This is a genomic window from Flammeovirga kamogawensis, from assembly GCF_018736065.1.
Taxonomy (GTDB): Bacteria; Bacteroidota; Bacteroidia; order Cytophagales; family Flammeovirgaceae; genus Flammeovirga; species Flammeovirga kamogawensis.
The window spans coordinates 1,419,019-1,431,804 of sequence record NZ_CP076128.1; the positions used below are offsets into that span (position 1 = coordinate 1,419,019).

The window sequence follows — 12,786 nt, forward strand, 5'->3', positions numbered from 1 at the left end:
AAATACAAAGACACCCACAGCAAAACCATGGGTGTCTTCTCTTTATTTGGACTATCTATTACTCGTTACTTTTTAATAATTTTTTTCCTTACAATCTCATTTGTTGATAAATGTGTAAGTTCTAAAATGTAAGGCCCTGATGGTAAATGGCTAAATGATAGCTGCATCATTTGTGAATTTACTGCATCAATTTCTTTAGCATATAGCATCTTGCCCATCAAATTGTACACTCTAACTACAGTATTCTCTAATTGTATATTTGATGCAACTTGTAGTGTATGTTCTGTTGGATTTGGACTTACAACTATCGCTAAAGATGCTGATGAATTATTTAAATCAGTAGCTATCTCTGCTGTAGTTGAAGTTGTTCTCGCTGATGATGATACTTCATCATCACCAAAGAAGAAACCATATTCTGCATTAGCCAATGCTACTTCAATCTGTGCCCAACCTCTGTGGTATTTCTGAGTATAAACCTCTCCTGCATTATAAGCCGCTTCTAAACGGGCAAACTCAGGATCATCTTTATATTGAGGACGAATATCTAAGAATGTCACTCCTGGCTCAATTGTAGCTCCAGTTGCTGTAGTACCGCTGAAACTTGATGGTATGTAAACTTCTTCTTCAAAGAATCTTGTATAATCTGCTCTTTCTTCTAAAGAAGCTACACCTTTTTCATCACGGTAAGTAACCCACATTCTATCTAGAATTTCTCTCGCTAAATCTCTAGCTGCAGTATCTAAAACAGCATGCTTTTCTGTTGCTGCGGCATAATAAATTAATGCCTTCGCAGTTGAAGCGGCTATACCTAAATCATGATTGTAACTTACTACCTCTACATGAAGTTCACTATTGTCTCCAGGATTGTTCGCATTCCATGTATCAGGTTCGCCTGTCCACTCTAATCCAGCAGGCATATCAAAATCATTTTCACCAACTAAAACAACGACATCAACAACCCATGCGGCCCATTTTTCTATCAATGCTTTTGCCATAGGATCATTACTGATATAATAATATTCAGCAACTCTTTCCATTGACCATGCTTGCCAGCCAAACCATCCTCCAGAACCCGGATCATGGTACACTGGGTGAACATCAAATGCCATATCATAGAATGTTGATTTGCCAGCAGGATAGGTACTATAATCACCATTCCAGCTATTTGTTGCTCCACCTGCGATAGCTCCTTCACTTGATTGCAACCAAGTATAGAACTCCATTTGGCGCTGTAAACTTACGTCCCAATCTCTTGCTCCATTTTGAGAAATAGGTTGCATTTCATCTATTTGAGAAAGAGCATAAGCAGCCATTGGATTTTGGTAACCAAAGTGACAATGTGATGAACCAATTCTAAAGGCCCATGGTGCTGAACTGTCTGCAGAACCACCCCATGACATATACCATGACATTAAGTAATGTGCATTATCATAACTTGATTGTGATGTAGCAGTAGGTGATTGTGCTCCTAATGGCTTGAAATATTTATCAAACATAGCAATACGTAGATAATCACCCATTTTAGTTGCCTTATCTAAATCAAGATCATTTAAATTTGCACCTTGTTCTTTAGCATATTCTAATGCCCAATACATTACTTGAACTGCTCTTGCATCAGCATCTGGAGCACTTGTATATCTCCACTGCTCTGTATAACTATTATCTTGCGTAAATAATGGTAAGAAACCACCTTCTGTACTACCCCAATCAAAACTCTCCCATGATGGGTGTGGTACTGTTTCGTAAACAGATTCTTGTTCACCTCTTTGGAAGGTATTAATGTAAGAAGGAGTACTTATACCATCTCCTCTATTACCATATCCATAGAAATTATCATTATCCAACAACCAATGCATTTGATAAATATCTGATGTACCATAAGCTGCTTTTAAATCATCTGATACATAATCTCCATTCACAGAAACTCCAAATTCTAATTTTGAAGGATAACCTGATGGAAGTGGATGTTCAGCTGCATAAGCTGCAGGGTTTGTAGCACTATAAGCACTATTATTAGGTTGATCTAAAGCTGATGGAATAATAAACTGTTCCGTTTTCCTCCATACTTCTTTTAACGGTTCCCAATCGCCTGAAATACGACCGTGCATTACCTCTAACCACATCCAATATGAGTATAACTCACTTGTAGACTCATGACCATGATCTGGAGCTTCTACTAATAATGTTTCTATAGAATGATGAGGTGATCCATCTGCACTGAAATAACCATTTGCTGGATCGTAGTAAATGTCTCTCATCTCTACAAAACGATCAATGTATTTATTGTCACCTGTTGGAGGATCAATAATGATATCACCTTCTGAAACTGTAATAGATACTATCGCCTCATCAGATGCCCCTTCAGTATCTGTTACAATGAGAGAAACACTATAATCCCCTACTAGTGAAAAAGTATGAGCAACTACTAATCCTGCCTCTGATGTACCATCACCAAAATCCCATGCATACGTTAACGCGTCTTCGTCAGCATCTGTAGAACCTGAAGCATCAAAAGTTATTGCTAATGGTGCTTTTCCACTTAATTTATCAACATCAATTACTGCTGTTGGTACTTGATTTTCGTCTGGATCAACTGTACCACATTCTGGTGCTGTTGATGAATTACTGAAATAGATTGTATATCCATCTGTTTTTGATACCAATACAAAATTATCTCCATCTGCTGTTGCCCAATAAGCACCGTCTAAACCACTAATTCCTGAACTAGTAATCGTTACTGAAGGTTGAGCACTAGAGAATGTATGCGAAACATTCGGTAACAAATCAATATACCAACTAGGTGATCCATTATTTGTATTGAATGAGAATTGATATAAACCATTATTTGCCGCATCCCAATTCATTGTAAAATCTCTCATATTTGAAAGATCTGGGCCTCCTGTTCCTATTACATGGATATTCGTAAATGCCTCACTAGATACGCCTGTAAGAGACATACTTTGTGGCGTATCAAATGTGCAATCTCCTTCTACAGGAGGAACATTCTTATCGGTTACAATTATTGTTGTGCTTGTTAAATCAGAAGCTCCTTCTGCATCTGTCACTGTTAAAACAGCATCATAATTGCCCACTTCTGAATAAATATGACTTACAGAAACACCTGTATCTGTCATTCCATCACCAAAGTTCCATGCATACGTTAATACATCTCCATCTGCATCTGTAGAACCTGAACCGTCAAAATTAACAGTAAGTGGTTTATCTCCACTATTCTTATCTGTTGTTATAACAGCTACAGGCGCTGTGTTTTCTTCTGGATCAATTACACCTCCACAATCTGGTGCTGTAGCAGAAGTACTGAAATAAATTGTAAATCCTGCTGTTTTTGAAACTAACACAAAATTATCTCCCTCTGTTGCAGTCCAGTATTCTCCATCAAGTCCTGAAATACCAGAACTAGTAATCGTTACTGAAGGGCTAGCACTATTCAAGGCATGCGTTACACCACTTAATAGATCAATATACCAAGAAGGAGACCCATTGGCAGTATTCATTGAGAATTGGTATAAACCATTGTTTACTGCATCCCAGTTAATAGTGAAATCTCTAATATTTGAAAGATCTGGACCTCCATTTCCTAATACATGAATATGCTCATATTTTAAATTGACTAAAGAAGTCATTCCACTACTTAATGGAGTACCAAAAGTACAATCTGATTCGATTACTTCTGAAACAGTAACAGTAGATGTTATCATGTCAGCTTCACCATCAGTATTTGAAACTGTTAGTGTTACTGTATATTCTCCAATCTCTGTAAAAATATGATTTGCAGTAATACCATTTCCCACTGTTCCATCACCAAAACTCCATGCATACTCTAAAGCTGTTTCAATACTATTTGTAGAAGAGGAAGCATTAAAAACTACTGATAAAGGAGCTGTTCCTGAAGTTGGAGTAGCTGTAAAAGAAGCTTTTAATTCTGGAACAACAACTTCATTCACCACAATTGTTTTAGAAACTGTAGATGATACATTCTGTCCATCACTTACCGTTAATTCAATAGTGTAAACACCTGGTAAAGTATAAGTTACTGAAGGAGCAACAAGTGTTGACGTTTGTCCATTTCCTAAATCCCATGCATAAGATAAATTATCTCCATTTGGATCTGAAGAAGCAGAAGCATCTACATTCACTTCCAAAGGAGCGTATCCTTCTGTTACATTCGCAGTAAAAGATGCTGATGGTGTGTTTCCTCCGCCAGGCTCTTCTCCAAATACTAATACGCCATTATCATAAACTGGAATTCTTGGTGTTTCAGCCTCTGAATCTAACCCTAGTGCAGACCAGTCATTTGATGTATCATAAGGAACACCCGATTTTACTTTTACATTGATTTGTGCGTCTCTTCTGAAAGCTGGATCACCAATAGGAGCAATTTGTTCTCCTTCTAATGAAATCTCAGCATAATAAATATTTTGAGAAGCATCCCAAGCTTTTACATCCAAAGTAGCATTACCTTGAGCATAACTTAATTCTACCTCATAATCTGCAATTGAATATCCTTGATCTACTGCTTCCGAGATGTCAAAGAAATAACGGAACTTCAATTTATCAGTAACTCTAGCAGGCCATGCTGTTCTGTTTTGAACCAAAACTCTTACAGTACTGCTTGTACTATTATTGCTATTGAATTTAGATACAGACCTGATTTCTGCTCTATTAGGAACTTCTGGAACTGGAAAAGTACTTAACGGACTTCCTCCATACTCATCATACATTCTTGCTAATGCCCCTGTAAAACAAGCATTATAATCACAAGCTACCTCATTAGCAATATAATCACCTCTATCATCTTCAAACTGATCATTTGCAGTACCAGGACCACCTACTAATGCACCATAAAGTATATGGCTTGCATCATCAGGCTTATATTGTAAATTATTTGCCCATGCTCCATGTGCCGCTCTATGGTGAGGATTATTTGCAGGATTGTTACCAAAACCGACCATAAAACTACGGTTAATTGGGTTATCACCTAAAGCATAATTGATTTGTCTTACAGCAAAGTCATGGTATTTTGCTTTCTTAGCAGTAGTAATTTTATCACTATATACAAAGGCTAAAAATGATGTATTCGAACTATGACGTAAAGATCCCCAAGTCACTAAGTGTGCTTGTCCACCTGGGCTATACGTAATTCTATCTCCATTATAACCATCTGTCCAATAGTCTAAATGACGTTCAGCATCCTGCTTATACTCTTCATCACCCGTTAAAACAGACATTAAAATATAAGCACCATACGATTTATCGTCCCATGCTAATCCCCATTTATAGGCTTTTTCAGCACTTTGTCCTTCATTTGAAAGTAATTGATATTCTGACTCAGCTTTAGTCAAATAAGAAGCATTACCTGTTGCTCTATACAGCCAAGCAGCACCCCATACTAACTCATCTTGATATCCACTAAATGATCTATAATACCCTGCCGCATCTGTAATTGCATCAGAATAAGCTCCTCTATATTGATCTGCAAAACTATATAATTGCTCTGCGTGTTGAAGAAGTAAAGCACTGTATGCAGGATCATCATTTTGATACAGCATACTTACCGCTGCCATTGCTGCGGCTGTTTCTGCGGCTAAATCTGAACCTGGACTTGAAGCGTCAATCTTAAACGCAGGACGCTCCATTGTCATTACTTCTGATGATCCCCAATACGCATGATCGGGTCCTCCACCACCAACTTGTCCATAAAATTCATTTGGAGCTGTATGACATTTGATAAAGTAATCTGTAACGAAGCGAAGGTTACGTTTTAGTATATCTAACTGACCACTACTTCGGTAAGCATCTTCGTATTCTATTGCACCCCAAGCCAATACGGTGACAGAGTAAGCCATCGGGAAACCAAATTTAACATGATCTCCAGCGTCATACCACCCACCCGAAAGATCATGACCTACGTCTGATCCATCAGAAAGTGCAGAGTTAGCTCTCCAATTTACCCTATTCCATTCAGGTAATTCTCCTGATTGTTGTGCTTCGTAAAAAAACAGTGACTTCTGTAATGCCTCCCCATAATTAAATTCTTGGGCATACAGATGCAAACAAGATAAATGTAGTAGAAATACTACACCTAACTTAGAAATAAATTTCATAATTAGTTTTGTTATAAGTGTGTGTGTATAGAAGTGAAGTACTTAAGCCAATAAAATAAAACTATTGTAGTATGTTACTTTTGGTATGGTGTGTACTAAAAAATTGACAATAGTGATCAACCACTCAATTTTAAGAGCGCTAACGTAAAATACTATACTATATTATTTTGTAAATAGAGGGTCAAAAAAGAGAAACTAGTTTTTGACTACATACTCAAGTACTTTTTAGAAGCACAATGTGTTTTAACTATCAGATAAAATAGTGTGATAAGCCTACAGTATGTCTAATCAATGTCAATAAACCACTATATACCAGGGATTGACATGCCATAGGCAACGCTACATCCTATCATTAATAGTTTTAAAAAACTAAAGCTGATCATGCACCATTATGCTTCATAATTTACAAAAGGAGTGTTAGCTATATTCCATTAAAAATGAAATACAGGGTATAATAGTCGCTAAAAATGACGAATAGAAAGACCTAATTTTAGTATCAGAAATATTGTTGTACAGTGAATAGTTCTACTTAAAAACACAGTAGTGACCTTTCTTACTTACATTATTAGTTACAATTATTTTGGACAATTAAATTAACTGCTACCATTTAGATAGCATATTCTTATTTAGATAATTACCGATTACAAGCTTTTATAGTCTATTCAATGAGACTATTTAATTTTTATTTAAAAACGCTAAGTTCGTAGTTGTCCAAAGGATGTTAACACATAACCATCCTTTAACTATTTCATATCATTATATCAGTTGATTTGAGTTTTTATTGAAATTCTATTTATTTTTAGCTGGTACAGTGGTTTATATTTTGATGTAAGCAATTTAATAAAAAATCTCCGAAACAAACAATTTTTCAACTCAAAAATAAATCATTTAGTTATCAGATTAACAAGAGGTTACCGATAACATTGTTCACTAATCACTTTGCTTAAAAACTAAAAAAGACTTCTTACCATAGATCAATTTTTATAATAAACTCAGTTTTTACATTTGTATCGTTGATTTAGTTTAATATCAAACAAATATAATTTACTATTATAAAATTACATACTATGAAAAAGATACTATACTTTAGCATCAGTCTATTCTCCATATTATTTTCAATTACAAACAGTTTTGCAAAAAATAAACAACCAAATATATTAGTGGTATGGGGCGATGACATTGGTATTTCAAATGTATCTGCCTATAATCTTGGTATGATGGGATATCAAACGCCAAATATTGATAAAGTTGCCAACGAAGGTGGTTTATTTACACATTATTATTCTCAGCAAAGTTGTACCGCGGGTAGGGCATCGTTTATTTTAGGTGAAGAACCCTTTAGAACAGGTCTACTTACAATTGGTTTACCGGGTTCTCCTCATGGTATTCCTGAATGGGCACCAACAATTGCAGATTTACTTAAAGAAGAAGGGTATACCACAGGTCAATTTGGTAAAAACCACTTGGGTGATCGTGATGAACATTTACCTACGGAACATGGTTTTGATGAGTTTTTTGGTAACCTCTATCATTTAAATGCAGAAGAAGAGCCTGAGTCTTATTATTACCCAAAAGATGAAGAATTTAAAAAGAAATATGGTCCAAGAGGTGTTATTCATTCTTATGCAGATGGTAGAGTTTCTGACACAGGGCCTCTTACTAAAAAACGTATGGAAACAATAGATGATGAGCTTTTAGAAGGCGCTACTTCTTTTATGGAAAAAGCCGCAAAAGCAGACAAACCTTTCTTTTTATGGTTTAACTCTACAAGAATGCATATCTGGACACACTTAAAAAATGAGTCTGAAGGGGTGACTGGTGTTGGTGAATATGCAGATGGAATGGTAGAACACGATAGACATCTTGGTGTTTTATTAGATAAATTAGAAGAACTAGGTATTGATGACAACACTATTGTTATCTGGTCTACTGATAATGGCACACAAAAATTCACATGGCCTGACGGTGGCGTTTCTCCTTTTAAAGGGGATAAAGGAACGACTTGGGAAGGTGGTTTCCGTGCTCCTTGTGTTGTAAAATGGCCAGGTACTATTAAGCCAGGCACTAAATACGATGGTATGGCTTCTCATATGGATTGGATGCCTACATTATTAGCTGCTGCTGGTAAAGAAAATATTGTTGAGGATGTAAAAAATGGCTATGAGGCAAATGGAAAAACTTGGAAGGTCCATTTAGATGGGTATGATTTAACAGATTATCTTTCAGGTAAATCTAAAGAATCGCCTAGAGAAACATTTTATTACTTCTCCTCTACCGGTGACATGAATGCAGTCAGATGGAAAGAATGGAAAGTAAGCTTTGCAATTCAAGAAGGTGATATGTCTGAAGCTTACCGAATGGTTCCTGCCTTTCCTAAAGTCGTCAATTTAAAACTTGATCCATTTGAAATGGCACAAGATCAATCCAAAACTGCTTTTAAGTGGTATGTTGAAAATATGTGGTTATTTGGCTCTATTGGTGAACAAGTAGAAAAGTTTGTAAAAACTGTCCCCAATTATCCATTCCAACCTGCCGCTGCTAGGGCTGACAAAATTGGCTACGATATGTTTAAACAAATGAAAGACCTCCAACGTTTGAATAAAGTAGAGGAAGAGGTAAAAAGTTTAAATAAATAATTTGAAAACGATATTTATTATCAACGTATAAAAGCAAGGTCACTTCTAGAGAGGTGACCTTGTTTATTATATTATTTTTCTGAAATAATACTCGTACCACATTTAGAACAATAAGGTAAATGTGCATAATTTTCTGTTCCACAATTTGTACACGGTTTAAACAATTCTAAACCACAATACCTACAGAAATTAGTAACAATTCCATAGCCTTGTGCTTTAAATTTCCTATCTAGATCTTTATCCCATTTCTTTAAAATAAAGTCTTTCCCACAAGATGGGCACATATGGTTTGCTAAAGCTCTTTCTGCTGTTTCTAGTTGTACTTTCTTTGCTCTTTCGTTACTTGGTACTTTAAGTTCACTTTTCTTCTTTTCAATAAATGCTTTAATTTTATTGATAGCATACATACCAAAAAGGATACTCAAAACAATACCAACGGTATATCGAATATAACCACCATAACTTGGTAAATAAGGTACCAAACCAAAGAAAAAGGCATAAAAAGAAAACATTACATACCCTAAAAATATAGGCCAATATTTATGTTTTCTAAATTTGATAATAAAGAATATTCCTAACCCTAATATTGGCAAAACAATAAATAGCCTGATTAAGAATACTTTTAAATCATATGCTCTAATTTCTTCTTCTTGCTTTGTATAGGCTATCTCTTTTTCATCAGATAATGAGGTTTGTAGAGTAGTGATATCTTTTCCTAAAACCGATAAAGTATCATCTATTAAAGCCATTTTCGCTCTCCACTCCTGCTCTGTTTTATAATGAGCATCCAATTTATTTGCTCTTGATAAAATCTCTTTATCTTCACTTGGAGAACCCACTGTTTTTCTTGCCGCTAGCCAATTATCATACGATTTTTTCTCGTTCCTATAATTTTTACTCGCTGCTTCAATTGTTTTTTGAATGCTACTTCTTTTCTCATTCTGATAATCTCTTTTAACATAGAGTTTCTTAAGTGCTGCTTTTTGTTTTTTTACAAATGCTTGATCTCTAAATTCTTCTACTGTTGGTCGTCCTTCCCAATCATCTATATCTCCCATAAACTGAGATGACAACGAGATTAAGAAACCGCACAAAACAAGTGCTATTAAATAGTTTATCCATTTAGAAGTTCTTTCTAACTTCTTATTATTAAATTCCATCCAATTGTTTAGTTAGTTTACACTATAAAGAGTTATCTATGTACTAAAATTGAGATATATTCTGTTGTAAAACAACTTTCTACCTCTTCTACACTTTACAGATAGAAAATAGATGTGTAATTTTACATACCAAGCTTTCTTTCATCACTAAGTACAATCACTTTCAGTCCAAACGTATGAAACTTAATATTCAAGATACTTTTAATAAAGAGTTACCTGCAGATTCAGTTATTGATAACCATAGAAGACAAGTAAATTCTGCTTGTTTCTCTTACGTTATTCCAAAGAAAACAGCAAAACCAGAAATTCTTCATGTTTCTAAAGAAATGCTAGATGCTTTAGGTTTGACTGAAAAAGATAGTAACTCCGAAAATTTTAAAATGATATTTACAGGCAACGCTGTGATGGAAGATTCAAAGCCATTTGCAATGTGCTATGGTGGACATCAATTTGGAAATTGGGCTGGTCAACTTGGAGATGGAAGAGCTATTAACCTTTTTGAAGTAGTACATGATTCTAAACGATGGGCAGTACAGTTAAAAGGTGCAGGAGAAACTCCTTACTCTAGGTCTGCAGATGGACTCGCTGTTTTGAGGTCTTCAATTAGAGAATACTTATGTAGCGAAGCAATGTTCCATCTTGGAGTGCCAACTACAAGAGCTTTATCACTTGCACTTTCTGGAGATAATGTTCTTAGAGATATGCTTTATGATGGGCACCCTGCTTACGAAAAAGGAGCAATTGTTACACGTGTAGCTCCCTCATTTATACGTTTTGGTAACTTCGAAATCTTAGCTTCAAAGAAAGATGTATCAACATTAAAAGCACTTACTGATTATACAATAAAGCATTTTTATTCTCATTTAGGAACTCCTTCTAAAGATACCTACTTAAAGTTTTTTGAAGAAGTAGCCGAACGTAGTTTAGAAATGGTTATTCATTGGCAAAGAGTCGGTTTTGTACATGGAGTAATGAATACCGACAACATGTCTATTCTAGGTTTAACTATTGATTATGGTCCTTATGGCTGGTTAGAAGGATATGATTTTGGATGGACGCCAAACACTACAGATCGAGAGCATAAACGTTACAGATTTGGTAGTCAAGTGGATATTGTAGGGTGGAATTTGTACCAATTAGCCAATGCCTTGTACTTACTTATTGGTGAGGCTGAGGGGTTAGAAAATGCGTTAGCAAACTTCAGAACAATGTATGATACGCAATATTTAGATATGATGAAATCTAAAATAGGCTTATTTACAGAAGATGAAAACGACAAAGATCTTATTGTAGCTTTACAAAAGGTACTTCATGTTACAGAAACAGACATGACTATCTTCTTTAGAAAATTAAGTGATTTTACATTAACTTCTGATCCTATAAAATGTATTAAAGATGCTTTTTATATAATAGATGAAATAGAAGGAATTGTTACAGAAAAATGGCTAACATGGTTTAATTTATATATTGTACGCCTTCAAAAAGAAACGCTCTCTGATGCTGAACGTAAAGAAAAGATGGATACTGTAAACCCTAAATATGTACTCAGAAATTATATGGCACAGTTGGCTATTAATGCAGCCGATGAAGGAGAATACGCACTAATTGATGAGTTGTTCCAATTACTTAAAAAGCCATATGATGAACAACCAGAAAATGAAAAATGGTTTGTAAAAAGACCCGATTGGGCAAGACATAAAGTAGGTTGCTCTATGCTTTCGTGTAGTTCTTAATAAAAAACGCTCAAATCTTTAAGTTTTTATCACTTTTGAAAGGCTATAATTAATTGCACATTAATTCCGAAGTCTTAACTTTGTATGATTTTAAAGATAAGAAAATAAGGGGTTTTTAACCCTATTAGTGTAACCATTTAAAGCATCATGACAAAAGAAGAATTATTTGGCGAAATCAAGAAGAAAGAGAGTTTTCTTTGTGTTGGGCTCGATACTGATCCAAATAAAATACCGGCTCACCTTTTAAAAGAAGAAGACCCTATTTTTGCTTTCAATAAGCAAATCATTGATGCTACTGCAGATTATTGTGTTTCTTATAAACCCAATATCGCTTTTTATGAGTCTTTAGGGACTAAAGGATGGGATGCATTACAAAAAACATTAGAATATATGCCAAAATCGCATTTTTCTATTGCTGATGCTAAAAGAGGTGATATCGGAAATACTTCTGATATGTACGCTAAAGCATTTTTTGAAAATATGGACTTTGATTCTATCACCGTTGCTCCCTATATGGGCGAAGATTCGGTGACTCCATTTTTATACAAAGGAAAGTGGGTGATAGTGCTTGCACATACATCTAATAAAGGAGGGTTAGATTTCCAACGTATCATTAATAAAGATACAGGTAATTACCTTTTCCAAGACATCATGATTAAGAACCAAGAGTGGGCAACACCAGAACAATTAATGTTTGTTGTAGGAGCCACTCGCGCAGAAAGCCTTCTTGATGTTAGAAAAGTAGCTCCAGATAATTTCTTACTTGTACCAGGTGTGGGTGCGCAAGGTGGAGACCTACAAGGCGTTGCCAAATACGGAATGAACAAAGAGTGTGGACTTCTAGTCAACTCTTCAAGAGGTATTATTTATGCTTCTAACGGCACTGACTTTGCTGATGTTGCAAAGAAAGAAGCACAAAAATTACAACAAGAAATGTCTTCTCTACTCGAGAAATATTTATAATTTTACTTAGATTAGATTGTTAGTAGAAATAAAGAATATTTTTACTGACAATCTTTTTTAATAAGTACCAAGTTTTAATCAATTTACTACACTTTAATGATAAGAAGGTAAGGAAGTTATTTTACTGCTTTACATCTTAAAGACAGAAAAATTGTAAAATGGTACTCAA

The 12,786-nt window shown here is 35.1% G+C and carries 5 protein-coding genes; 3 read left to right on the forward strand and 2 right to left on the reverse strand.

Features of this window, described 5'->3' with window-relative positions; genetic code table 11:
• Positions 1 to 65: 65 nt before the first annotated feature.
• The gene (locus KM029_RS05595; protein WP_144072326.1) at positions 66 to 6,125 is read right to left on the reverse strand and encodes a glycoside hydrolase family 48 protein; all 6,060 of its coding nucleotides are present in this window, start codon (positions 6,123 to 6,125) and stop codon (positions 66 to 68) included.
• A gap of 1,067 nt (positions 6,126 to 7,192) precedes the next feature.
• On the opposite strand from KM029_RS05595, the gene KM029_RS05600 reads away from it, so the two are divergent.
• Positions 7,193 to 8,761: an arylsulfatase gene (locus KM029_RS05600; protein ID WP_144072327.1), complete on the forward strand. Its 1,569-nt coding sequence runs from the start codon at positions 7,193 to 7,195 to the stop codon at positions 8,759 to 8,761.
• Positions 8,762 to 8,832: 71 nt separating this feature from the next.
• Here KM029_RS05600 and KM029_RS05605 read toward each other — a convergent pair whose 3' ends face one another.
• Positions 8,833 to 9,921: a zinc ribbon domain-containing protein gene (locus tag KM029_RS05605; RefSeq protein ID WP_144072328.1), complete on the reverse strand. Its 1,089-nt coding sequence runs from the start codon at positions 9,919 to 9,921 to the stop codon at positions 8,833 to 8,835.
• Positions 9,922 to 10,097: 176 nt separating this feature from the next.
• Between KM029_RS05605 and KM029_RS05610 the strand changes: the two genes are divergently transcribed.
• Complete coding sequence (locus KM029_RS05610; protein WP_144072329.1) at positions 10,098 to 11,654, forward strand: protein adenylyltransferase SelO; 1,557 nt, start codon at positions 10,098 to 10,100, stop codon at positions 11,652 to 11,654.
• Positions 11,655 to 11,801: 147 nt separating this feature from the next.
• The gene (pyrF, locus tag KM029_RS05615) at positions 11,802 to 12,617 is read left to right on the forward strand and encodes an orotidine-5'-phosphate decarboxylase (RefSeq protein WP_144072330.1); all 816 of its coding nucleotides are present in this window, start codon (positions 11,802 to 11,804) and stop codon (positions 12,615 to 12,617) included.
• Positions 12,618 to 12,786 lie beyond the last annotated feature (169 nt).